The sequence below is a fragment of the Candidatus Pelagibacter sp. genome, from assembly GCF_052049775.1.
Taxonomy (GTDB): Bacteria; Pseudomonadota; Alphaproteobacteria; order Pelagibacterales; family Pelagibacteraceae; genus Pelagibacter.
The window spans coordinates 53,031-74,911 of record NZ_JBNGZH010000032.1 but is presented as its reverse complement, the minus strand read 5'-3'; the positions used below and the strand labels follow the sequence as shown (position 1 = coordinate 74,911).

General features: G+C 29.9%; 28 protein-coding genes. 21 read left to right on the top strand and 7 right to left on the bottom strand.

Going from position 1 to position 21,881, the window contains the following annotated elements; genetic code table 11:
- Nucleotides 1-418, top strand: a 418-nt coding sequence (locus ACTT83_RS05125; protein ID WP_440919034.1) for a hypothetical protein, incomplete at its 5' end; no start/stop codon positions are given.
- A 49-nt stretch (nucleotides 419-467) separates the two neighbouring features.
- Here ACTT83_RS05125 and aceA read toward each other — a convergent pair.
- A complete protein-coding gene (gene aceA, locus ACTT83_RS05120) occupies nucleotides 468-1,742 on the bottom strand; it encodes an isocitrate lyase (protein WP_440919033.1) in 1,275 nt (424 codons plus the stop codon).
- A 51-nt stretch (nucleotides 1,743-1,793) separates the two neighbouring features.
- Nucleotides 1,794-1,955: a hypothetical protein gene (locus ACTT83_RS05115; RefSeq protein ID WP_440916566.1), complete on the bottom strand. Its 162-nt coding sequence runs from the start codon at nucleotides 1,953-1,955 to the stop codon at nucleotides 1,794-1,796.
- Between the two features lie 111 nt (nucleotides 1,956-2,066).
- On the opposite strand from ACTT83_RS05115, the gene ACTT83_RS05110 reads away from it, so the two are divergent.
- From ACTT83_RS05110 to ACTT83_RS05085, 6 genes are all read left to right on the top strand, one after another.
- Nucleotides 2,067-3,497 carry a helix-turn-helix domain-containing protein gene (locus tag ACTT83_RS05110; RefSeq protein WP_440917841.1) on the top strand — a complete coding sequence of 477 codons (1,431 nt, stop codon included), beginning with the start codon at nucleotides 2,067-2,069 and terminating at the stop codon, nucleotides 3,495-3,497.
- A gap of 5 nt (nucleotides 3,498-3,502) precedes the next feature.
- The gene (locus tag ACTT83_RS05105) at nucleotides 3,503-3,667 is read left to right on the top strand and encodes a hypothetical protein (RefSeq protein ID WP_440917842.1); all 165 of its coding nucleotides are present in this window, start codon (nucleotides 3,503-3,505) and stop codon (nucleotides 3,665-3,667) included.
- Nucleotides 3,668-3,672: 5 nt separating this feature from the next.
- Entirely contained in the window at nucleotides 3,673-4,221 is a 549-nt protein-coding gene (locus ACTT83_RS05100; RefSeq protein ID WP_440919032.1) for a tetratricopeptide repeat protein, read from the top strand.
- 1 nt (nucleotide 4,222) lies between these two features.
- Nucleotides 4,223-5,335 carry an RIP metalloprotease RseP gene (gene rseP / locus ACTT83_RS05095; RefSeq protein WP_440919031.1) on the top strand — a complete coding sequence of 371 codons (1,113 nt, stop codon included), beginning with the start codon at nucleotides 4,223-4,225 and terminating at the stop codon, nucleotides 5,333-5,335.
- A 152-nt stretch (nucleotides 5,336-5,487) separates the two neighbouring features.
- Nucleotides 5,488-5,763, top strand: a complete 276-nt coding sequence (locus ACTT83_RS05090) for an HU family DNA-binding protein (protein ID WP_075519434.1) — start codon at nucleotides 5,488-5,490, stop codon at nucleotides 5,761-5,763.
- A gap of 135 nt (nucleotides 5,764-5,898) precedes the next feature.
- Nucleotides 5,899-7,200: an ammonium transporter gene (locus ACTT83_RS05085; RefSeq protein WP_440919030.1), complete on the top strand. Its 1,302-nt coding sequence runs from the start codon at nucleotides 5,899-5,901 to the stop codon at nucleotides 7,198-7,200.
- A 158-nt stretch (nucleotides 7,201-7,358) separates the two neighbouring features.
- Here ACTT83_RS05085 and ACTT83_RS05080 read toward each other — a convergent pair whose 3' ends face one another.
- Nucleotides 7,359-8,351, bottom strand: coding sequence for a glycosyltransferase family 9 protein (locus tag ACTT83_RS05080; protein WP_440919029.1), 993 nt, complete (start codon nucleotides 8,349-8,351; stop codon nucleotides 7,359-7,361).
- Nucleotides 8,352-8,398: 47 nt separating this feature from the next.
- Between ACTT83_RS05080 and ACTT83_RS05075 the strand changes: the two genes are divergently transcribed.
- Nucleotides 8,399-8,782, top strand: coding sequence for a rhodanese-like domain-containing protein (locus tag ACTT83_RS05075; RefSeq protein ID WP_440919028.1), 384 nt, complete (start codon nucleotides 8,399-8,401; stop codon nucleotides 8,780-8,782).
- Here the strand turns inward: ACTT83_RS05075 and ACTT83_RS05070 are convergent.
- The gene (locus ACTT83_RS05070) at nucleotides 8,779-9,363 is read right to left on the bottom strand and encodes a 2-hydroxychromene-2-carboxylate isomerase (RefSeq protein WP_440919027.1); all 585 of its coding nucleotides are present in this window, start codon (nucleotides 9,361-9,363) and stop codon (nucleotides 8,779-8,781) included. The two genes, ACTT83_RS05075 and ACTT83_RS05070, sit on opposite strands and share 4 nt — an antisense overlap.
- Nucleotides 9,356-9,829, bottom strand: coding sequence for an ABA4-like family protein (locus ACTT83_RS05065; protein WP_440919026.1), 474 nt, complete (start codon nucleotides 9,827-9,829; stop codon nucleotides 9,356-9,358). Before ACTT83_RS05065 ends, ACTT83_RS05070 begins: the two co-directional genes overlap by 8 nt.
- Before the next feature lie 28 nt (nucleotides 9,830-9,857).
- On the opposite strand from ACTT83_RS05065, the gene ACTT83_RS05060 reads away from it, so the two are divergent.
- Entirely contained in the window at nucleotides 9,858-10,421 is a 564-nt protein-coding gene (locus ACTT83_RS05060) for a regulatory protein RecX (RefSeq protein ID WP_440919025.1), read from the top strand.
- Nucleotides 10,422-10,557: 136 nt separating this feature from the next.
- On the opposite strand, the gene ACTT83_RS05055 is transcribed toward ACTT83_RS05060, so the two are convergent.
- The gene (locus tag ACTT83_RS05055) at nucleotides 10,558-11,328 is read right to left on the bottom strand and encodes a 3'(2'),5'-bisphosphate nucleotidase CysQ family protein (protein ID WP_440919024.1); all 771 of its coding nucleotides are present in this window, start codon (nucleotides 11,326-11,328) and stop codon (nucleotides 10,558-10,560) included.
- Nucleotides 11,321-11,491 (bottom strand): DUF3553 domain-containing protein, encoded by a 171-nt coding sequence (locus tag ACTT83_RS05050; RefSeq protein ID WP_440917852.1) that lies wholly within the window; start codon nucleotides 11,489-11,491, stop codon nucleotides 11,321-11,323. The genes ACTT83_RS05055 and ACTT83_RS05050 overlap by 8 nt, the downstream gene beginning before the upstream one ends.
- A 41-nt stretch (nucleotides 11,492-11,532) precedes the next feature.
- Between ACTT83_RS05050 and mnmA the strand changes: the two genes are divergently transcribed.
- From mnmA to ACTT83_RS04990, 12 genes are all read left to right on the top strand, one after another.
- Nucleotides 11,533-12,651, top strand: a complete 1,119-nt coding sequence (mnmA, locus tag ACTT83_RS05045; RefSeq protein ID WP_440919023.1) for a tRNA 2-thiouridine(34) synthase MnmA — start codon at nucleotides 11,533-11,535, stop codon at nucleotides 12,649-12,651.
- A gap of 119 nt (nucleotides 12,652-12,770) precedes the next feature.
- Nucleotides 12,771-13,985 carry a trans-sulfuration enzyme family protein gene (locus tag ACTT83_RS05040; protein ID WP_440919022.1) on the top strand — a complete coding sequence of 405 codons (1,215 nt, stop codon included), beginning with the start codon at nucleotides 12,771-12,773 and terminating at the stop codon, nucleotides 13,983-13,985.
- Complete coding sequence (locus ACTT83_RS05035; protein WP_440919021.1) at nucleotides 13,982-15,202, top strand: MFS transporter; 1,221 nt, start codon at nucleotides 13,982-13,984, stop codon at nucleotides 15,200-15,202. The genes ACTT83_RS05040 and ACTT83_RS05035 overlap by 4 nt, the downstream gene beginning before the upstream one ends.
- A gap of 1 nt (nucleotide 15,203) precedes the next feature.
- On the top strand, nucleotides 15,204-16,355 hold the full coding sequence (locus ACTT83_RS05030; protein WP_440919020.1) for a chorismate-binding protein: 1,152 nt from the start codon (nucleotides 15,204-15,206) through the stop codon (nucleotides 16,353-16,355).
- Nucleotides 16,352-16,909, top strand: coding sequence for an aminodeoxychorismate/anthranilate synthase component II (locus tag ACTT83_RS05025; RefSeq protein ID WP_440919019.1), 558 nt, complete (start codon nucleotides 16,352-16,354; stop codon nucleotides 16,907-16,909). Before ACTT83_RS05030 ends, ACTT83_RS05025 begins: the two co-directional genes overlap by 4 nt.
- Nucleotides 16,872-17,645 carry an aminotransferase class IV gene (locus ACTT83_RS05020; RefSeq protein ID WP_440919018.1) on the top strand — a complete coding sequence of 258 codons (774 nt, stop codon included), beginning with the start codon at nucleotides 16,872-16,874 and terminating at the stop codon, nucleotides 17,643-17,645. Before ACTT83_RS05025 ends, ACTT83_RS05020 begins: the two co-directional genes overlap by 38 nt.
- A gap of 3 nt (nucleotides 17,646-17,648) precedes the next feature.
- The gene (locus tag ACTT83_RS05015) at nucleotides 17,649-18,047 is read left to right on the top strand and encodes an HIT family protein (RefSeq protein WP_440919017.1); all 399 of its coding nucleotides are present in this window, start codon (nucleotides 17,649-17,651) and stop codon (nucleotides 18,045-18,047) included.
- 99 nt (nucleotides 18,048-18,146) lie between these two features.
- The gene (locus ACTT83_RS05010; protein ID WP_440919016.1) at nucleotides 18,147-18,941 is read left to right on the top strand and encodes an adenylyl-sulfate reductase; all 795 of its coding nucleotides are present in this window, start codon (nucleotides 18,147-18,149) and stop codon (nucleotides 18,939-18,941) included.
- A 33-nt stretch (nucleotides 18,942-18,974) separates the two neighbouring features.
- Nucleotides 18,975-19,445 carry an adenylyl-sulfate reductase subunit beta gene (gene aprB / locus ACTT83_RS05005; protein WP_075522233.1) on the top strand — a complete coding sequence of 157 codons (471 nt, stop codon included), beginning with the start codon at nucleotides 18,975-18,977 and terminating at the stop codon, nucleotides 19,443-19,445.
- Nucleotides 19,445-21,304, top strand: coding sequence for an adenylyl-sulfate reductase subunit alpha (gene aprA / locus ACTT83_RS05000; RefSeq protein WP_440919015.1), 1,860 nt, complete (start codon nucleotides 19,445-19,447; stop codon nucleotides 21,302-21,304). Before aprB ends, aprA begins: the two co-directional genes overlap by 1 nt.
- Nucleotides 21,305-21,325: 21 nt before the next feature.
- Complete coding sequence (locus ACTT83_RS04995; protein WP_440919014.1) at nucleotides 21,326-21,676, top strand: hypothetical protein; 351 nt, start codon at nucleotides 21,326-21,328, stop codon at nucleotides 21,674-21,676.
- 43 nt (nucleotides 21,677-21,719) lie between these two features.
- Nucleotides 21,720-21,854 carry a hypothetical protein gene (locus tag ACTT83_RS04990; protein WP_440917863.1) on the top strand — a complete coding sequence of 45 codons (135 nt, stop codon included), beginning with the start codon at nucleotides 21,720-21,722 and terminating at the stop codon, nucleotides 21,852-21,854.
- Nucleotides 21,855-21,881: the final 27 nt, after the last annotated feature.

Sequence of the window (21,881 nt, the reverse complement as noted above, 5' to 3'; positions counted from 1 at the left end):
TTTAGAAAATTATTGTTGTTTTTGGATATATAATAAAGATCAATTTCACAAATTTTTAAGATCAAAGTGGTGGTCTTTTAAAAAGAGAGCTCATAATTTTAGACATAATTATGGTATTACCGAAAGATCATCGATTGGTTTTCATTCTTTTAACATGAACTATTTTAAAGCAACTTTACTTCCTGAAATTGATAATCAACCTGACCCAAATTGTTTTATAGAGCATATGACTAATAACTATTATGAAAAATTTAGTGAATTTAAAAATCAAAATTATATGGATATAAGAGGTGTTTGTACTTTGAAGATTAACGATATTTTTGAAGACTTAAAAGAGGTTAAAGACAACTTTTTCTTAGTAAAGTTATTTAAGCTACTAAAGTGGAAATTTAGATTTATTTCCAGAAAATTTAACTGACCCATTTCTGGGCCAGTTAATAGACTAATATATAAGAGGAGTTGTTTTATTAGAATTGTTCTGACTCGGTTGAGCCATCCATTGCTGTAGTTGAGCTCTTTCCACTACTTATTGTATTAGAAACAGCATCAAAATAAGATGTACCTACTTCTCTTTGATGTTTTACGCTTGTGTAACCATCTTTTTCACGAGCAAATTCTTGTTCTTGAATTTTAGAGTAAGCAGCCATACCTTCTTTTTTGTATTTTTCTGCTAATTCAAAAATTGCAATATTTTGTGTATGAAAACCAGCTAGTGTTATAAATTGAAATTTGTAGCCCATTTTACTTATTTCTTTTTGAAATGAAGCAATTTCCTCATCTGATAAATGCTTCTTCCAATTAAATGATGGAGAACAATTGTATGCTAAAAGTTTTCCAGGAAATTTTTCATGAATTGCGTCTGCAAATTTTTTAGCTTCCTCAAGATTTGGTGTAGCTGTTTCACACCAAATTAAATCTGAATATGGTGCGTATGCTAATCCTCTAGAAATTGCTTGTTCAATTCCTGATTTAACATAATAAAATCCTTCTGGAGATCTTTCACCAGTTAAAAAAGGTTTATCGTTTTCATCAAAATCATTAGTAATTAGTTTTGCAGCATTTGCATCTGTTCTAGCCAAAATTATTAATGGCACATCAGCTATATCAGCTGCTAATCTTGCAGCCTTTAAATTTTTAATCATAGTCCCAGTTGGTACAAGCACTTTTCCACCCATATGACCACATTTTTTTTCACTGGCTAATTGATCTTCAAAATGAACACCTGCTGCACCAGCTTTAATAAATTTTTTTGTAAGTTCAAAAACATTTAATGGACCACCAAAACCTGCTTCACCATCAGCAATTATTGGAAGCATATAATCAATTCTTTTCTCTTTTTTCATATCACCATCTTTAAGTTCCATATGTTGAATTTGGTCAGCTCTTAGCAAAGCATTATTCATTGATTCTACAAGTTTTGGAGCACTATCATATGGATATAAAGATTGATCTGGGTACATTTCACCAGCACTATTAGCATCTGCAGCCACTTGCCAACCACTTAGATAAATTGATTTTAGACCAGCTTTAGCATGTTGAACTGCCTGATTTCCTGATAAAGATCCCAAAGTACTAATATAATTTTCTGTATTAAGAAGTTTCCAAAGTTTAACTGATTGTTGTTTGCACAGGGAATATTCTATTTTTATTGAGCCTCTTAATCTTTCAACTTCATCGGGGGTATAATCTCTTTTAATTCCTGCAAATCTTTTTAGTTCGTATGAGATGTTTTCTGCACTCATAATTGGTAGTTACCTCAGAAGTTAAAATTAAAATGAAAAGTAAAATTTGATTTAGTTAGAGTCGTTAAGAGTTTCAACTAAATCTTTCATTCCACTTGAACCCCAATCACAATGATCATCTCTCATGTAAATACCTCTGCTATTATGTCTAGCAAGGTCCTCATTTTTTATGATTTGAGCTTCATTTTCTGTGTTTTTTTGTTTATCAGCCATGTAAATCTTATAATTTACAAAATTTACAAAATCCACAAAAAAGGATAAAAAGCTTGTAAATTAAGGAAAATAATTGTAAATATAAATTTACAAAATTTACAAATAGAAAATATGAGTCAAAATGATTTAAAAATAGGACCAAAAATCAAGGCTTTTAGACGTCAACTTGGTCTTCAAGCTAATAAACTCGCCCAAGAAATAAATATTTCTCCTAGTTATTTAAATTTAATCGAGGGAGGGAAAAGAAAAATTGATGGGGATCTACTTTTAAAAATTTGCGAAAAGTTAAATATCGAACTTTCTCAATTAACATCAAAAGATGACGTAAATTTAGAAAATACATTATCAGAAATTTTAGATGATAAATTATTTGAGGATCTTGATATTTTGGGGCCAGAAGTCAAAGATCTTGTTGGAACTAATCCAAAAATCGGAAAAGCAATTGTAAGATTAGGAGATATTTTAAAAAAGAAAGACCATGAATTAGTAAATAAGATTGAAAAAATTTCTGGAAAAATTGTTGATAATAGAAAGAACTCTTTTCCAGGTGAAGTTATTTCTGACTTTCTTCAAGAAAATAAAAACTATTTTCCAAAATTAGAAGATTTTGCCAATAAAGTTTTTGAAAAAGTTCAAAAAAATAATCGTACAAGATATGTTGCTCTTTGTGATCATTTAAAATCTGAATATGACATTATTGTCAAAGATGTTATTCCAGAGGAAAATAAACCTTTTTCTAAAATTTATAACAAAAATAAAAAAGAACTTCTATTGAGTGATTATAGTTCTCTTGAAACAAAAAAACTTCATGCAGCTGCACAAATTGCACAAGAGGGAGCAATCAAAGAAATTGAGGATTATTTAACTAAATTTACTTTTCCATCAGAAGAGTCTAAAAAATTAACTAAAATTGCTTTGCTTAATTATTGTGGCGCTGCAATATTAATGCCTTACAAACTTTTTCATTCAGAGTGTAAAAAACTTAAATACGATCTTGAATTATTACAAAATACTTTTGCAACATCCTTTGAACAAGTAGCTCATAGAGTAACCTGTTTGCAAGATCCAAAACTACCTGGAATTCCATTTCATTTTTTAAGGGTTGATATGGCTGGAAATATTTCTAAAAGATTTTCTTTGTCTGGAATTGAAATTCCACGATATGGAGGTGCGTGTCCAAGATGGAATGTATATTCTGCATTTACAAGACCTGGAGTTATTCAAAGCGCTGTAAGTAAAATGACTAACGGAGAAAAATATGTTTGTATTGCACGAACTGTTGAAAAAGGGATTGGAAGATTTGGAAGAGCAAAAAGTATTTTGTCTATAGGGTTAGGTTGTGAAGCTAAATATGCTAAAGATTTTGTATATACTGAAAATGTTAATTTAAGTGAAAAGTCATCAGAAATTCCAATAGGTGTGTCATGTAGAACCTGCGATAGATTAGATTGTTCTCAAAGAGCTTTTCCTCCTTTACACAAAAAATTTGATGTCGACATAAATTTAAGAGGCGTTTCGGTTTATGTAGGTGATAAAAATTAAAAAATATGCTTAAATTTATAATTCCTGCAGTCATATTCTTTTTAATTGTTCTTTTTTGGGAAAAGATTAATGAGAAAATTTACCAAAAATTTAAAGTTAAAATTAATTTAGTTATTTTAACAGCAGCCTTATTATTTGTCTTAGCAGTATTGATTTTATTATACTTTTAGTTCTCATGAAAAAAATTTTTATCATTTTTTTAATTGTATTTTCAAATTTAAATAATTCAATTGCAGATGAAAGAATAAAAAAACTAAATCAATTGTTTGATGATTTAAAAACTCAAAATTACTCAGCCGCATATAAAGTTGAACAAGAAATTTGGCAAATATGGAACACACATCCAAATGATGAAAATTTGACAATGTTATTAAATAAAGGATCAAGTTTAGTAAATGAGTCAAAATATAATCAAGCAATAGATATATTTTCTAAAGCAATAAATTTAGATCCATTATGGGCTGAGGCATGGAATAAACGTGCAACTGTATTCTATTTATCTGGTAATTTTGAAAAGTCGCAAAAAGATATTGATAAAGTTTTAGAATTAGAAAATAGGCATTTCGGCGCTCTTGCTGGACAAGGTCTTGTAAATATTAAATTAAAAAATTATAATAAGGCAATTAAGAGTTATGAAAAAGCTAAAAAGATATATCCCACAATGAAATCACCAGATATAATGATAAATCAAATTAAAGAACTAATTAAAAAACAATCCATCTAAGATGATAGATTATATATTACCATTTTTAATACTTATCATGATTGTGGTATTCATCCATGAATACGGCCATTATTATTTTGCAAAAAGATATGGTGTTGCAGTAACTGATTTTTCAATTGGATTTGGAAAGGAAATATTTGGTTGGAATGATAGATCTGGAACCAGATGGAAAATTTGCTGGATACCTCTTGGTGGATATGTAAAATTCTTTGGAGATCGAAATGTTTTTTCACAAGCTGATCAAGAAAAATTAATAGAAAAATATAACGAGGAAGACAGGAAAAAATTATTCGTTTTAAAACCACTTTATCAAAGAGCTTTAATTGTTTTTGGTGGACCACTAGCAAACTTCTTACTCGCATTATTAATTTTCTTTTCTATTTATACTTTTGCAGGAAAAGATTTTACTCCTGCAATGATTAATGAGGTACAAAAAGATAGTCCTGCAATGATCGGCGGTTTGAAACAAAATGATATCATTTTAGAAATAGATGGAAATGAAGTTAAAAGTATTATGGATGTTTCAAAATTTATAACATTATCAACAGATGATTTTATAGATTTTAAGGTTAAACGTTCATATGACGAAATGTTATTAAAAGTAAAACCTAAAATGGTTTTAAGCGAAGATAATCTTGGAAATAAGATTAACAAAAGGATAGTTGGAATTAAATTAAGTGCTTACAATAACGAGATAAATCATGTTAAATTAGGACCCGCACAAGCTATATACCACGCAGCAAATGAGGTATATTTCGTGAGCATATCCTCACTTAAATATATCGGTGCGATGATTTTTGGAAAAGCTGATACTTCACAACTTGGTGGACCAATTAGAATTGCTAAAATTTCAGGTCAGGTAGCAGAGTTTGGTTTGTTGGCATTTGTTAGCATGATGGCTTATATTTCTATTAGCTTAGGATTAATTAATTTATTTCCGATACCAATGTTGGATGGAGGTCATTTAATGTTTTATGCTTTCGAAAAAGTGTTGGGACGTCCTTTATCACAAAAAACGCAAGAGGGTTTTTTTCGAATCGGAATGTTTTTGCTTTTAACTTTGATGATATTTACAACATTTAATGATCTCAAAGATCTAGGCTTATTTAGTTAATAAATTTAAAGTCCTTAAATAACCCTTTAAAATAGAGGTTTTTTCACTACACTAGATATTGTGTATAACTTTGAGCTAGATACTAAAAAAAGGCTTGATTTATCAATACTTTTGATAAAGATAGTAAATAACCTAATAAAACCGGAGCTAAAATGAACAAAAAACAATTAGTTGTCAAATTATCAGGCGCTTTAAACCTAAGTAAAGCTGATGCTGAGAGAACTTTTGACACGATTACCAACACTATTTTAGATGCACTAAAAGCTGATGATTCAGTCAAAATTGCAGGATTTGGTACATATAAAGTGGCTAAGAGAAAAGCGAGAGTTGGAAGAAACCCCAGAACTGGTGAGCAAATTCAAATTGCTGCATCGCAAAAGGTTAAATTCTTACCTGCCAAAGCTTTAAAAGAAGTATTCAATAAATAGTTAATTTCACAGCCTTAACGTTAAAAAGCGTTAAGGCTGTTTCTATATGCAAAATCTGCATACCCAATTTTCATAATCAGCGTTAGTTTTTAGGAATTATTAAAATACAAGCACTCTCTATAACAGGGAGGTCTTATGACTAAATTAATAAAAAAAATAAGTGCGCCACTTATTAGTTTAATTTTTTTGTTGAACATGAGTAGTGCAGGTATGGCAGATACAACAGTTTCTGCTGAAGTAGGTTTTATTTTTAATACCTTATTATTTTTGATTTGTGGATTTCTAGTAATGTTCATGGCATGTGGTTTTGCTATGCTAGAGTCTGGAATGGTTACATCAAAAAGTGTATCCGTTATTTGTGCAAAAAATATAGGGTTATTCTCAATTGCAGGTATAATGTTCTGGCTTGTAGGTTATAATTTAGCCTATGGTATCAGTCCAGGTGGATATATTGGAAAATTTATTCCATGGGCTGATGGCAGTAAACTAGATACAGGTTATTCCGATGGTTCAGATTGGTATTTCCAAATGGTGTTCTGTGCAACTACTGTTTCAATTGTATCAGGTACAATGGCTGAAAGAATTAAATTATGGCCATTCTTTACATTTGCTGCAATTCTATCAGGAATTATTTACCCAATCGTAATGGGTTGGCAGTGGGGTGGAGGCTGGTTAGCAGAGTTAGGATTTTCTGATTTTGCTGGCTCAACTTTAGTACACTCAACTGGTGGTGCAGCTGCTTTAGCTGGGGCAATGATAATTGGTCCAAGATTAGGAAGATTTACTAAATCTGGAGCTCCAGCGCCGCTCAAACCGTTTGCAGCTTCATCAATACCATTAGTAACAATTGGAGTATTTATTTTATGGCTAGGTTGGTTCGGATTTAATGGTGGTTCACAATTAGCAATGGGAACTGCTACGGATGCAATCGCTGTATCAAAAATATTTATGAACACATTCCTTGCTGGTGCAGGTGGTGTTATGGGTGCAGCAGTTATAACAAGATTGCATTTTGGTAAAACTGACGTAGTTCAAATGTTAAATGGATGTATCGGTGGTTTGGTTGCTGTAACTGCAGAACCATTATTACCATCACCATTTGCTGCAATTTTAATTGGTGCTGTAGGTGGATTAATCGTAGTGTATGGTACAAAACTACTATTCTCTCTAAAGATTGATGATGTAGTTGGTGCTGTTCCTGCTCACTTATTTGCTGGAATTTGGGGTACGTTAATTGTACCTGCTACAAATTCTGGTGCAAATTTTAGTACCCAGTTAATAGGTGTGTTATCAGTAAACATATTTGTGTTTATTGTAGCTTACATAGTGTTTAGCGCTATCAAAGCAACAATTGGCCTAAGGTTAAGTAAAGAAGGTGAAACCAAAGGTACTGATGTCACTGAAACTGGCGTGATTGCATATGCAATACGTGACTAATTGTTAACAATAAGGGACTCTTCGCTCTCTGTGTATCTCCGCGATTACTCATCGAAGGGTCCCTAAAATTCTCTCTTAAAGTTAGTTAAACGAAAAAAAAGCCCCTCCCTCAAGGGGCTTTTTTATTTTTTAGTTTTATTTTGAATTGAATTAAAACTCTATGATGACAAATTTTTTTCAATTTGATTAAAAACATAATTTGGTTTAAGTTTTTTCATACCCATCCTGTCTCTAATCCAAATATCATCAACGTAACCTTCTGGGGTAATCGGTTTAATATTACTATATTTAAGTTCACTGACAGGATCATTAGCTATGAGACCGAAGGTTTTTATTCCTAGAGCTGCGGATAAGTTTAAAGGGCCAGAATTATTTCCAATGTAAAAATCAGAATTTTTAATTGCCAAAATTACTCCTTGAAGATCTTTGTTAGAACAATCAATAAAATATTGTTTTTTTGAGTCATTTATAATTTTTTTAGCTACATGGGATTTGCCTGGACCACAAATCAAATAAATATAATCACATAATCCTTTGTCGTATAACAAACTTGCTAGTTCAATAAAATCCTCCTCAAACCACATTTTGAAATCTTCAAAAGAATCAACTCCAAATGCAATCTTTTTTCCTTTGACTATAAGATCGTCATTACCATGTTTTAATCTTTCAGTATCAATCTCTAAAGAGGGAAATTTATCATTTAACTTAATTGAATTTATCTTTAAAAATTTCTGTGATTGCTCTGAATAACTTAAATTCCAATCATTCTCATTAAGATAATTTTTAGAAGTAATCCATTTTTTTTGATTTTTTATGCCTGGGGCAATTATATTTTGAATACCTGATAATTTTGCAGCTATTGCAGGTTTATTTACTTTATCTAGAATATATACATAGTCATATTTTTCTCTATCAAATATTTTCTTTAGTTTAAAAACATCGATCCAATAAAATATACCTTTCCTGAAATCATTGTAAAAAATTTGATTTATATGTTTAAGGTCTTTAAGTATATTTTGGGCTTGGGTTTTTTCTCTGACAATTAAATCTATATTTGTTAAATGATGTTGACTGATAGCTTTTATGTAGGGTAATTGCCAGATTAAATCACCTAATTTATGATGAGTGTAAACGATACAAATTTTATTCATTTTTATTTATGTGATTTCAAAAAAAACTATATAATAAATTTTGTTTTATGAATATAAAATCGTCAAAAACCTTGGTCACAGAAGCTTTAAGCGAAATTAAAACAATTTCACCAGACGAAGCATTATCAATGATGAATGAAGATAAATGCAATCTAATTGATATCAGGGATATCAGAGAACTTGAAAGGTACGGGCGAGTTGAAAATTCAAATCATATTCCGCGAGGCATGTTGGAATTTTGGTTAGATCCAGATAGTCCATATTTTAAAGACGGTAAATTAGATATGAATAAAGACATGGTTCTTTTTTGTGCTGGTGGTATGAGATCAGCATTGGCTGCAAAAACTCTTAAAGACATGGGATTTGAAAAAGTTTCTCATATTGATGGTGGGTTTGAAGCTATTAAAAATAGTAAATTTAAGATTGTTTAAGAAAAACACTCTTCTAAAGCATATTCAAGTCTATCTTGTCCCCAAAAAAGTTTATTGTTAACTATAAAAGTTGGAGCACCAAACACATCATTTTGAAAAGCTTTGTCAGTTAAACTTTTTAATTCGTCTTTTACTTTTTGATTACTAATATCTTCAAAAAATTTTTTTTTATCAATTTTACAATTATCTAAAATTTCGTTTACGTTAGCTTCGATTGATATATCTATATTATTTTTCCAATAGGCATCAAAACAAATATCAAAGTATTCATTTTTTTTATTTGCATCAATTGAAATAAATCCTCTCATTAAATAAAGGGTATTAATTGGAAATTTTTCATTCCATTTAAAAGATATATTATTTTTGTTAGCTATAATTTCGCAATCATTCTTCATATTTTTCATTTTACGTTCATTGAAAGCAGGAGCAGTTATGTTACCTAATTTATGTAAACCACCAAGCAAAATAGGTTTATAATTAAAATCGATACCGTTTTTATTTTGCATTGATTTAATTTTTTTATAGGCGATGTAAGAATATGGACTAATAAAATCGAAGTAAAAATCTATGATTTTACTCATATAGGTTAATACTTTTTGCGTAAAATATTCTAATGAGCCAATAAATAAAGATGCCTAAAGGACCAATTAAATAAGTGATTATTAATGGGATGCCAACAAGAACCTTATTAATAAAAAACTTTTGTGAGTCTCTTACAATCCAGCCACCAACGAATAAATTAATTGATACAAAGTGGATCCAAAATAACATTAAAAAAATATTACTTGAAAACAAACCTGATAAATTACTAATACTTAAATATAACTCAAAATTACTATCGAAATCATACGCACTTAAATAAGCTTTATAAAGTACAAATATGTAAGCACCTCCCAATAATGTGATTGGAAAAATAGAAGTGACAAAATATTTTGTAAAGTTTGATTGGGGAAAAAATATTAATATTAACCAAAAAGGCAAAACTCCTAAATTCACCCAGAAGTAGAGAATTTCAATTGTAAAGTAGGCATAAATTTGTTCGATCATTTTAAATTATATTATATTAGATCTTACAATGATTCCTATAAGAAATAAGAGAAAAACATTACAGGTGACTGTAGATGAAATGAGAAATTTTGCTTTAGCATATGTTGAAAAATATGCCCCATCTAAACAACAATTAAGAACATATTTACTAAAAAAATATCTCAAGTTATCTGTTCCAAATGTAAAAAAACAGGATGTGACAAATTTAATTGATATTGTTTTATCTGATTTAGAAAAAAATAAATTCATTAATGATAAATTTTACTCTGAAAGTAAAGCCAAGAGTATGATCCGAAGAGGAAGTTCGATTAATAAAATCAGAAATTACTTAATTGGCAAAGGTGTTAATGATGAATTTATTAAAAATACAGTCAATAAAATTAATGAAAATAATTCAGATCAAGATTTTTTTTCAGCAATTAAAATTTGTAAAAAGAAAAGAATTGGACCAGCCAGGATTGATGATAATAGACCACTTTTTTATAAAAAGGATATTTCTTTATTGGCAAGAAATGGCTTCGATTTTGAGACATCTAAAAAAGTTATGGAATTAAAAAAAGATGATTATTTAAAAATAATAAAACTACTTTAATTTTTTTTTCTTTTCTTCTTCAACTAAATGATTGATTTTATTTCTGATATAATTTTTTACATATACAAATACCAATAGGCCAAAAATAGATACCGATACAATAATTATAAGTATTATTCTTAATTGCTCATCCATATTAGATATTTTTATTTTTTAAGATTAAACTTGGATTTTTAAAGTTTTTCTTTCCATATTTAATCTCTTTGCCTTCAAAATCTGAAATAATTCCTCCAGCATGTTGTAAAATTGCATGACCAGCTGCTATATCCCATTCACAAGCTCTAGGCTCAGCCACATATCCATCATATTCACCAGCAGCAATGACACAAAATTTAAGAGAACTTTTCATTCTTACATATTTTTTTACATTAAATTTTTTATGTAATTTTTCTATTTCAGGTTTAATATTGTTTGAATAAGATACAAATTTTACGTCATTTTTATCAAAATTTTCGGAACAATTTAAATTCTTGGTTTTACCATTTGTAAACTCATAGGCATTATTTGGACCATAGGAATAAAACATTCTTTTTTTTGAAGGGGCATAAATTAATCCAGCAACTGGATTTTTGTTAATTATTAATCCAGCATTAATTGTAAATTCTTCTAGATTATTTATGTAGTCGTAGGTGCCATCTATAGGGTCAATTAGCCAAAAGTTTTTAAGATTGTTCATTGATTTGTTATCAGATGTTTCTTCTGAAATAATGGGAAGTTCAGGCGTTAATTCTTTAATTTTTTGGGTAACAATTTTATTAACTTCTAAATCTCCATTACTAACAGGAGTATTATCGGCTTTAATCTTTTTTATAAGTCCTTGTCTTCTTAAATCTAAAGAAATTTTTCCTGCGTGAATAAATGTATCAATCAAATTTTTGACAATCTCTTTTAAATTCAAATTATTCATTAATCTTTATCAATTCTATATTTTTAGTATTTATTACTTTTTTTCCAACATTTTCAAAATTAACTGTCACTTTTTCTTTTATAATTGATTGAACTTGACCTATACCCCAGTTTTTATTAGAGGGATTGATAACTTTGTCTCCTGGTTCAAAATCTAATATCATTTAATTTAACTTATATTAGAAATAAGTATAAATACCATCAAATGAATAAAGAATTAAATTCAATAGGATTAAATAAGAAACCATCAGACACAAAAGTAGTTGTTGCAATGTCTGGAGGTGTAGATTCATCAACTGTAGCAGGCATGATGAAAAAAGAAGGATATGACGTAATTGGTATTACTTTAAAACTTTATGACGATGCAAAGCAGGTCGCGGTGTCAAAGCAATGTTGTTCTGGTCAAGATATCATGGATGCAAAAAGAGTTGCTCAAAAATTAGATATAGAACATAAAATTTTATATTATCAAAATAAGTTCAAGCAAGGAGTTATAGATAATTTTGTTGATAGCTACTTAAAAGGAGAAACTCCAATACCCTGTGTGCAATGTAATCAAACAGTTAAATTTAAAGATTTATTTGAGGTTTCTAAAGATTTAAATGCTGACGCTTTAATCACTGGGCATTATGTGAAAAGTGTTACTTCAAATAATAACACAAATATGTACAGAGCTATTGATAAAAATAGAGATCAAAGTTATTTTCTTTTCAATACTACTAGAGAACAACTCGATTATTTAAGATTTCCATTAGGAGATCTACATAAAAATGAAACACGTGAAATTGCTAAAAAACTAGATCTTAATGTTGCTGATAAACCAGACAGCCAGGATATATGTTTTGTACCTGGTGGAGATTATGCATCAGTAATTCAAAAATTTAGACCAGACTCATTTAAAAAAGGAAACATAAAAGATCTTAAAGGTAATGTCATTGGGGTTCATGATGGAATTATAAATTTTACTATTGGCCAAAGAAAAGGAATAAAAGTTTCTGACAAAGAAGCTTTATACGTTATAAAAATTATTTCTGAAAAAAATGAAATTATTGTTGGACCAAAAGAATATTTAGGAAAGAAAAATATTTTATTAAAAAATGTTAATCTATTAGCAGATGAACAAGAATTTAAATCCAATATTTTCGTCAAAGTAAGATCTACTGGTAAGTTGCTTGAAGCAAACGTTAATCTAAGTGATCAAAATGGTGCAAATGTTAATCTGAAAAACCCTGAAGATGGAATATCACCAGGTCAGGCATGTGTTTTCTATAATAAGGATGCTCTAGGTTATAAAGTATTAGGCGGTGGCTGGATAAAGGAATAAGCTATTTTTTCTTATTTTTTTTTCTAGCTCTTCTTTTTTTAGACCCCATTTTTCTTCGGCCTCTATGTTTCTTTGGGTAACTCATTAAATCCTTTTCATTAATTTATTGAATTTTTGATATGGATATAGCATTGTCCTTTAATCATATCAATTTTTTTATGGGTAAATCTTTTAAGACATTTTTAAAACATACCGCAAAAGATTTTCACAACCAATCAGTAAATCCACCAGTGGTTAGAGCATCGACAATTATTTTTAAGTCCATGAAACATATAAGAAAAACTCAAAAAAAAGCTCTACGAAATCCAACAGGTGGTCATTTTGATTATGGCAGACAAGGGACCTCTACAACTTATATATTACAAAAAATTTTAACAAAACTTGAAGAAAGTTATCATGTTTTTACAACACCAACAGGTTTTGGCTCAGTCTTTCTAGCAATATTTAGTGTTGTAAGACCTGGAGATGAAATGTTAGTTGCAGATCCAGTTTATAGCCCTACACGAATTTTAACTGAAGATTATTTAAAAGATTTTAATATAAAGACAGTTTTTTATAATCCGCATGATCTTAATACATTAAAAAATAATATTACTAAGAAAACAAAATTGATTTTTGTAGAAAACCCAGGCAGTAATACTTTCGATTTTCAAGACTTAGGCAAAATCATTTCGATTGCAAAAAAGCATAAGCTATACACTGCAATTGATAATACGTGGGGTACTCCTTATTACTTAAAACCGATTAAACTTGGTTTTGATATGTCAATTGTCTCTGCAACTAAATATTATTCTGGGCATTCAGATGTTATGGGTGGAAGTTTAGCAGTGAATAAAAGAGTATTTTCTAAAGTTAAAGCAGCAGAAAAAATTACAGGTCTTAGATTAGGACCTGATGATGCTTATTTAATAACTAGGGGATTAAGAACGTTAGACGTGAGATTAGACAGACATAGAGAAAATGCTAAAAAAGTTGCAGCATTTTTATCAAAAAATAAAAGAATTAAATTGTTATATCCTTTCAAAAAAAATTCACAAAATTTTAGAATGTGGAAAAAATATTATTCTGGAGCTTCAGGTTTAATGGGATTAAAGATAAAAGCTAAGAATATTAATTCTGTTCGAAAGTTTGTAAATTCACTGAAATTGTTTGGCTATGGCTATAGTTGGGGTGGATTTGAGAGTTTAGCGCTTCATCAAGAATTTAGAGAAACTGGTAAAAGAAAATATATGAACTTACCAAAAGATGAACATTTAGTAAGATTACATATAGGTCTTGAAGATCCTAATGATTTGATTGCTGATATCAAACAAGCTTTAAGACATTTAAGATGAGTTCTGAAAAATTTTTTCGTTCAAAAACAGCGATAGTAACTTTATTTGCTGCGTGTTTTGTTGTTTTGATTTCTTTGGGTGTTAGACAAACATTTGGTTTGTTCTTTATGGACTTCAACGAGAGTTTAAAGATAAGCAACACCGCATTTGGTTTTGCAATCGGGATGCAGATGTTGATGTGGGGTATAACAGGTCCTATCTTCGGAGCTATAGCAGATAAATACGGAGGACATATAGCTATAATCGGAGCATTTATTTTTTATACTTTAGGCGTTTATTTTTTATACACAGGTCCAAACACTGGAATATTTTTTCAAATCCATATGGGTTTATTAATCGGAATAGGTCTTGGTGGAACAGCAATAAGTATTCCTATGTCAGTTGTGGGTAAACATTTTCCATTATCTACGAGAACGATTGCAATGAGTTTTGTTACTGCTGTTGGATCATTTGGTTACTTTCTTTCACCAATTTTTACTAATTTTTCTCTCACAGAGTTTGGTTGGAACTATACATTATTTATTTTTTGCTTATTTTTGTTATCTGGTTTAGTTGTAGCATATTTTGTTAGATCTCCATCTAAAACGGAAAGTGTCGAAAAAACTTCAGATCAATCTTTTAAGGAAGCTCTCTCAGAAGCTTTTAAAACTAAAAGTTATATTTTACTTGTATCAGGGTTTTTTGTATGTGGTTTTCATATAACTTTGGTTGGAACACATGTACCTAAATATGTAATAGATAGAGGTCTTGAGGATTGGACTGCAGCAGCAATTTTATCTTTGATCGGTTTATTTAATATTTTTGGTTCACTATTAAGTGGCTACCTCTCTGCAAAAATGAGTAAGAAAATTATCCTTAGTGCAATTTACTTTTTAAGAGGTGTTTCTATAATTTTTTTTATATTTATGCCCGCAAGTAATATTAATGCATTTTTATTTGGCGCAAGTTTTGGTTTTTTATGGTTATCGACAGTGCCTGCAACAAGCGGAATTGTAGCTCACCTGTTTGGGACAAAGTATTTAGGTCTTCTGTATGGAATTGTTTTTTTAAGTCACCAAGTTGGATCTTTTTTTGGCGCTTATCTAGGGGGTTTATTTTATGATCTATATGGGTCATATGATTATGCGTGGTATTTAGCAATTGCATTATCAGTTTTTGCAGCAATAATTCATCTACCTATTAGAGAAGAACCAGTGTTAAGACTAAAAACAGAATAATTTGAACAGATTAAATCAATTAACAGAGATACATCAGTCAGGAAAACCCTACATTATTTATAAATCTAAAAAAGGATTTAATCTTTATACAAATTTTTCAAAAAAAATTATTTTAAATAATAAAAATATAAAAAGTTTTTTAACTAAAAAAAATAAAAAGAAATCAAAAGATACTGACCTTTTTATTGGTTTCTTTGGATATGAGTTATTGAATAATCTAATTGATGTTAAAATCCCAAAACAGAAGAATTTAAATTTTCCCAAAGGTATTTTCTATAAACCAGAAAAAAAGATTAAACTAAGTAACAAGTTGAATTATGATTTTGAAAATTTTAAATCAGGTAATTTTAAAATAAATATTAATAGAAAGAACTATACAAAAATATTTAATAGATTTAAGAAAAAAATAAAAAGTGGTGAAACATATCAAATTAAAATTTGTACTAAATATAAAACAAAGTCGAAGATTAATCCTTTAGATTTTTTTTCGAGATTATCTAATACCAACTTAGCTCCCGAGGCTTTTATGATTAAGGATCATAATTTTTCAATAATTAGCTGCTCCCCAGAAACTTTAATTACAAAAAAGGGGAGTGATATATCTACAAAACCAATAGCTGGAACTGTAAAAAAAACGAAGCGTTTAAATAAAATGAAGGCATTAAATTATTTTAGAAAAAATTTAAAAGAAACCAAAGAGCACAATATGATTGTTGATATGGAAAGAAATGATTTATCAAGAATTTGTAAAGTGGGCACTGTAAAATTGTCTAAACAAAAAATCGTAGAAGAATATAAAGATCTTTTTCATTATGTCAGCCTCATCAAGGGTAAATTAAAAAAAAATATAAATAATTTTGAAATAATTAAAGCAATGATGCCTGGTGGTTCAGTTATTGGGTGTCCAAAGATAAATACACTAAATCTTTTAAATAATCAGGAAAAAGAAAACAGGAATATTTATACAGGTAGTTTTGGCTACATAAAATTTAATGGTGATATGAGATTTAACATAATTATACGTTCAATTTTAAATTTTAAAAATATATCTGAAATTTCAGTTGCTTCAGGTGTTGTCGTCGATAGTAATGCCAACCATGAATTTAATGAAAATTTTCTTAAAGCTAAAGCATTAATAGATTTATTTAAATGATTTATGTAATTGATCATAACGACTCCTTTACTCATAATGTAGTTCATCAATTTGCTTTGTTTGATAAAGTTGAGTGCGATAACTATGATAAAATTAACGAAAATAAAATTAAGCACGCATCTACAATAATTTTTTCACCTGGACCTGGTAATCCAAAAAATTATCCAATCACCTCAAAAATTTATAAAAAATATAAAGGTAAAAAGAAAATCATAGGTATTTGTCTAGGTTTTCAACATATTCTATTTTGTGAAGGCGCAAAAATTGTCGAACAAAAAAAAATTTATCATGGATTTCAATCAAATATAAAAGTTATCACTAATACATCTTTATTCAAAAAAGGAAAAATGTTTTCAGTTGGCAGGTATCATTCTTTAAAATTAAAAGAGCCTTTCAAATCTAATAATTTTGAGATAACTATGAGATGTTTAAATTCAAAAGTTGCAATGGCATTTGAAAATCAAAAGGAAAAAATTTATGGATTTCAATTTCACCCAGAATCTTTTTTAACTATCAATGGTAACCTACTTATTAAAAAAATCTTATCAGCTTAAAGACTTAAAACAGATTGAATTTCAAGATCTTTGGGGGGATCATGGAATTTTTACAACGATGTGGATTTTTGGCAAACCAGCAAAAATTTTATTTTTTGATAATCATTTAAAAAACTTAATTTCATCACTAAAAAAATATCAAATTAAAAAGAAATCATTAAAGTCGGATATTTTAGAAATAATAAATAAAAATTTATCCAAAAAGAAGAAATATAATCACCTATTGAGAATTGCTATAAATAAAAAAGTTATTTCAATATCTTTAAGAAAAAGAGTTAAACCGAAATTAAATTTTAATTTGAGATTAGTAAAATTAAAAAGAGAAAAACCAGAGTTTAAAAATCTAAAATATAAAAAGATCTTATCTTATCTATCTAAAATGGATAACTCCCAATCAGATATTGCATTGGTATCTAATAAGAAATTACTAGAGACTGGAACCTCAAATTTATTATTTGTTAAAGATCAAAAATTTTTTACTCCCAAAAAGGATTATTATGAGGGAAATACTTATAAATTTTTCAAAACAAAAATAAGAAAGATTTTTAAGAAAGATATTTTAGTTAAAGAGATAAAAAATTATGATGAAATATTATTGATAGGATCTGGGAAAGGCGTTGCTTCAGTTAAAACTATAAATGAGCTTAAATGGAAAAGAAAAAACTTAAAACAATTTAAGTTTCTATCAAAAAAATATGATGCAGTTATAAATAAATGTAATTCTTATAGATTTTAATAGATGAAAGATCCAAACAATCCTTGTTTATTTTGTGATGTTAAAAAAAGTGGATGCGCTCATGAAAATGATTTAGCATATGCAAGTTATGACTCTTATCCAGTTTCAGAACATCATTGTTTAATTATACCTAAAAGACACATAAAAGATTATTTTGACTTATCTAATGATGAATTGATTGCGTGTAATGATCTTATAAAATTTGTTAAAAAAGAAATAACTAATAAAGATCCGTTAGTTAAAGGATTTAATCTAGGCACAAATATAGGAATTGTATCTGGTCAATCTATTTTTCATTGTCATTTTCATCTGATTCCCCGAAGAGAAGGAGATGTTGCTAATCCCCAGGGTGGAGTACGATCAGTCATTCCAAACAAACAACATTATAAAAGAAATAATTAGCCTGTTATAAAAGACAAATTGACCCCAGTTTGAGGTTGAACTATAAGCTCAACCAGATATAAAACTTAAGACTAATTCATAATTTAACAAAAGGCGGAAATGTTAAGTAATAATCCATTTTCAATTTTATCAGAAACTATATCACCCTTTGCAATGCAATCTTTCATTATTGCTATGGTTTTGTTAATTGCAGTAGGAACTATTATTCAAATGATACATCACAAAAATTTGACTTATTTTTTTAACAACGCGAAAAAAGCAAAGCTTTCAGCAACAAAAAAATTAGGAGTTGGAGAAAAAGTTTCAGTCATTGCTAAAACAACAGTGGTTGATATTGGCACAACTTCTGAATTAGGGTTTGGTAAAAGAAGGCTGGCCCATGTTCTAGGAATGTATGGCACAATTTTATTTTGGGTGTCTTCAGCTATTTTAGTTTTTTGTTACACAGGTGCTGATAAACCAAGTTCTCAAACTTGGTCAATGATTTGGCATGCAGGAGCAATATTAACATGTTTAGGTGGATATTGGTTTTGGTTTTTTTTAAGAGTTGATGTTTCAGCAGAAGCCCATCCTTGGTATAGAATTATTAAAGCTGATTTATTTGTTTTAGCTTTACTTGCGTGTTCAACTTTTGGGTTAGCTTGGTCATTCACTCAATTTAATGGACAAATAGGTTTGTCTTATTTGTTTTTAATTTTATTTGTTGCATCTAATCTAGTTTTATTTGGTGGTGTTTATTGGTCAAAATTTGCTCACATGTTTTATAAACCTGGAGCAGCTATTCAGAAAAATTTAGCAGAGGCAGACGGATCTAGGGATAATTTACCCCCACCAGCTGATGCCCCAGAACAATTTGGCCTGGGTATAAAAAGAGAAGAGCCAAAACATTATTAATATGTTAATAGAAAAAGGAGAATAATAAAAATTATGTCAACTTTTGTATACATGACAAGATGCGATGGCTGTGGTCATTGCGTAGATATATGTCCTTCAGACATCATGCACATTGATGAAAATATAAGAAGAGCAAAAAATATTGAACCAAACTTTTGCTGGGAATGTTATTCGTGTGTTAAAGCATGTCCTAATCATGCAATTGATGTGAGAGGGTATGCTGATTTTGCTCCGATGGGTCACAGCGTTAGAGTTAGAAGAGAAGAAGAAAAAGGAACTATTTCTTGGAAAATTAAATTTAGAAACGGAACAGAGAAAAATTTCGTTTCACCTATAACAACAAAACCTTGGGGAAAATTTATTCCTAAACTTGCTGAAGGTGATACTCCTAATCAAGGAGAAATTAATTCACAAAGATTATATAGTGAGCCAGAAGGATTAAATACCAATAAAGAATTACCATCGGTTCCAAAAGAGTCTTTTAAAAAAGGTGTTTATTATTAATGGCTAAGCACAAAACACATTATGAAGAGTGTGATGTATTAGTTGTTGGTGGTGGAATGGCCGGCACAGGAGCAACTTTTGAGGCCAGGCATTGGGGAAGAGATTTAAAGATTGTTTGTGTTGAAAAAGCAAACATTGATCGTAGTGGTGCTGTTGCACAAGGTTTATATGCAATCAATTGTTATATGGGTATGCAATGGGATGAAAATCAACCCGAAGACCATGTAAGGTATGCCAGAAATGATTTAATGGGAATGGTTAGAGAAGATTTGGGTTATGACATGGCTCGTCATGTAGACTCAACTGTTCATATGTTTGATGAGTGGGGTCTTCCTATGATGAAAAATGAAAAAACTGGAAGATATCTAAGAGAAGGTAAATGGCAAATAATGATTCATGGCGAAAGTTATAAGCCAATTGTTGCTGAAGCAGCAAAAAAATCTGCAGATAAAATTTACAACAGAATAATGATTACTCATTTATTAATGGATGAGTCTCAAGAAAATAGAATTGGTGGCGCAGTTGGTTTCAATATGAGAACAGGTGATTTTCATGTGTTCAGAGCTAAAGCAGTTATAGTTTCAGCTGGTGGAGCATCACATATTTTTAAACCAAGAGCTGTTGGAGAAGGAATGGGAAGAACTTGGTATGCACCATGGAGTAATGGATCTGCTTACGCTTTACCTATTGCAGCAGGTGCAAAGATGACCCAAATGGAAAATAGAATTGTATTGTGCAGATTTAAAGATGGTTATGGACCAGTTGGTGCATACTTTTTACATTTAAAAACATATACACAAAATGCTAATGGCGAAAATTACGAGAAAAAATGGTATGAGCAAACTAAAGAATTAGTTGGAGATTATATTGATCATCATCCAACTCCTACTTGTTTGAGAAACCACGCCTTTATTCAAGAGGTTGCTGCAGGTGGTGGACCGATACACATGGTTACCAAAGAAGCTTTCCAAGATCCTCATTTAGAAACTGTAGGTTGGGAAAACTTTTTAGGGATGACTGTTGGTCAAGCTGTAGTTTGGGCATCTCAAAATATTGATCCAAAATATACAAATCCAGAACTAACAACTTCTGAGCCTTATGTTATGGGATCACACGCAACATGCTCTGGAGCTTGGGTAAGTGGACCAGAAGATCTATCTCCACCAGAATATTTCTGGGGTTATAACAGAATGCTTACAATCGATGGACTTTTTGGTGCTGGAGATACAGTAGGTGGTAGTGCTCATAAATTTTCATCAGGCTCTTTTACTGAAGGACGATTAGCTGCAAAAGCAGCAGTTAAATATATAGAGGATAAAAAAGCAGAAGGAATTAATGTTACTGATAAACAATGTGAGGATTTTAAAAAGGCAGTTTACAAACCTTTAGAGACTTACACAGTTGCTCAAAACGAGATCACTGGTGGAACTGTTTCACCAAGTTACATTTCTCCAATACAAGGATTACAAAGACTTCAAAAAATTATGGATGAGTATGTTGGGGGAATTACCTCAAATTATATGACGAACGGCAATATGCTTAAGAGGGCCCTTGAACTTCTAGAGTGGTTGCAAGAAGATTTGGAAAACGTGGGAGCTGAGGACTATCATCAATTAATGAGAGCTTGGGAGCTCAAACACAGAGCTTTAACCTCACAATGTGTAACAGAGCATACATTATTTAGAGAAGAAACTCGTTGGCCTGGTTATTATTACAGAGGCGATCATATGAAACTTGATGATGAAAATTGGCATTGTTTAACTGTTTCTAGAAGAGACCCTAAAACAGGAAAATTTACTCTGGAGAAAGTACCAGTTTATCATATTGTTGACGAAAAAGAGAAGAAGAAGGCTTCGTAACACCAAATTCCAAACTTCTTTATGGACCTTTTGAAAAAATCTGACGAGGAGATATACGCGATAGCCAAGCCTTTTTGGGAAAATCTCGTAAGAGCCTCAAATATGAAAGATTATGGTGGCTTTACCAGAGATTTCTCTACCCAAATGCTGTTTGGTGCCAATGAGGTAGAGCTTGGAAAGCAATGGGCTAACAACAAGATTATCACCAATTTAAATGAGACCTATGAACCGTTCGGAACATTAAGAAGAGGTGACCATATTACTGTATTGATTAAGCAGACCAACAAGGAGGTGCCTGGAGAATTTTTAGGAAGGCTGGTCCTTGGTGTTGAGGATGGAGAGGTAAAAATTTTTGGAGCCACAATTTATTAATTAAAGTTTGACAATTTTTCTGCTGGTGCTATTGAGGATGTAGATGCACCTTTCAAATATAAAAATTCTACAAAAAATCTTAAATTATAAAACAGCATTAATTAAAACAGGAATTTTTTCAGCAATATTAGCTTGCTGGGGTGTAATATTATTTGGAACTTTTTTAACTTTTAAATAATTTTTTTAAAAAAGTTAATTATTTTAA

Excerpts from the sequence above, each read along its gene's own strand:
- ACTT83_RS05105 (WP_440917842.1), top strand. The coding sequence starts at position 3,503 with ATGCTTAAATTTATAATTCCTGCAGTCATATTCTTTTTAATTGTTCTT.
- mnmA (WP_440919023.1), top strand. The coding sequence starts at position 11,533 with ATGAATAAAGAATTAAATTCAATAGGATTAAATAAGAAACCATCAGAC.
- ACTT83_RS05100 (WP_440919032.1), top strand. The coding sequence starts at position 3,673 with ATGAAAAAAATTTTTATCATTTTTTTAATTGTATTTTCAAATTTAAAT.
- ACTT83_RS05090 (WP_075519434.1), top strand. The coding sequence starts at position 5,488 with ATGAACAAAAAACAATTAGTTGTCAAATTATCAGGCGCTTTAAACCTA.
- ACTT83_RS05025 (WP_440919019.1), top strand. The coding sequence starts at position 16,352 with ATGATTTATGTAATTGATCATAACGACTCCTTTACTCATAATGTAGTT.
- ACTT83_RS05055 (WP_440919024.1), bottom strand. The coding sequence starts at position 11,328 with ATGAATAATTTGAATTTAAAAGAGATTGTCAAAAATTTGATTGATACA.
- ACTT83_RS05070 (WP_440919027.1), bottom strand. The coding sequence starts at position 9,363 with ATGAGTAAAATCATAGATTTTTACTTCGATTTTATTAGTCCATATTCT.
- ACTT83_RS05115 (WP_440916566.1), bottom strand. The coding sequence starts at position 1,955 with ATGGCTGATAAACAAAAAAACACAGAAAATGAAGCTCAAATCATAAAA.
- ACTT83_RS05010 (WP_440919016.1), top strand. The coding sequence starts at position 18,147 with ATGTTAAGTAATAATCCATTTTCAATTTTATCAGAAACTATATCACCC.
- ACTT83_RS05075 (WP_440919028.1), top strand. The coding sequence starts at position 8,399 with ATGAATATAAAATCGTCAAAAACCTTGGTCACAGAAGCTTTAAGCGAA.
- ACTT83_RS04995 (WP_440919014.1), top strand. The coding sequence starts at position 21,326 with ATGGACCTTTTGAAAAAATCTGACGAGGAGATATACGCGATAGCCAAG.
- ACTT83_RS05035 (WP_440919021.1), top strand. The coding sequence starts at position 13,982 with ATGAGTTCTGAAAAATTTTTTCGTTCAAAAACAGCGATAGTAACTTTA.
- ACTT83_RS05110 (WP_440917841.1), top strand. The coding sequence starts at position 2,067 with ATGAGTCAAAATGATTTAAAAATAGGACCAAAAATCAAGGCTTTTAGA.
- ACTT83_RS04990 (WP_440917863.1), top strand. The coding sequence starts at position 21,720 with ATGCACCTTTCAAATATAAAAATTCTACAAAAAATCTTAAATTATAAA.
- ACTT83_RS05015 (WP_440919017.1), top strand. The coding sequence starts at position 17,649 with ATGAAAGATCCAAACAATCCTTGTTTATTTTGTGATGTTAAAAAAAGT.
- aceA (WP_440919033.1), bottom strand. The coding sequence starts at position 1,742 with ATGAGTGCAGAAAACATCTCATACGAACTAAAAAGATTTGCAGGAATT.
- ACTT83_RS05040 (WP_440919022.1), top strand. The coding sequence starts at position 12,771 with ATGGATATAGCATTGTCCTTTAATCATATCAATTTTTTTATGGGTAAA.
- ACTT83_RS05065 (WP_440919026.1), bottom strand. The coding sequence starts at position 9,829 with ATGATCGAACAAATTTATGCCTACTTTACAATTGAAATTCTCTACTTC.
- ACTT83_RS05080 (WP_440919029.1), bottom strand. The coding sequence starts at position 8,351 with ATGAATAAAATTTGTATCGTTTACACTCATCATAAATTAGGTGATTTA.
- rseP (WP_440919031.1), top strand. The coding sequence starts at position 4,223 with ATGATAGATTATATATTACCATTTTTAATACTTATCATGATTGTGGTA.
- ACTT83_RS05085 (WP_440919030.1), top strand. The coding sequence starts at position 5,899 with ATGACTAAATTAATAAAAAAAATAAGTGCGCCACTTATTAGTTTAATT.
- ACTT83_RS05050 (WP_440917852.1), bottom strand. The coding sequence starts at position 11,491 with ATGATATTAGATTTTGAACCAGGAGACAAAGTTATCAATCCCTCTAAT.
- aprA (WP_440919015.1), top strand. The coding sequence starts at position 19,445 with ATGGCTAAGCACAAAACACATTATGAAGAGTGTGATGTATTAGTTGTT.
- ACTT83_RS05020 (WP_440919018.1), top strand. The coding sequence starts at position 16,872 with ATGGTAACCTACTTATTAAAAAAATCTTATCAGCTTAAAGACTTAAAA.
- ACTT83_RS05060 (WP_440919025.1), top strand. The coding sequence starts at position 9,858 with ATGATTCCTATAAGAAATAAGAGAAAAACATTACAGGTGACTGTAGAT.
- aprB (WP_075522233.1), top strand. The coding sequence starts at position 18,975 with ATGTCAACTTTTGTATACATGACAAGATGCGATGGCTGTGGTCATTGC.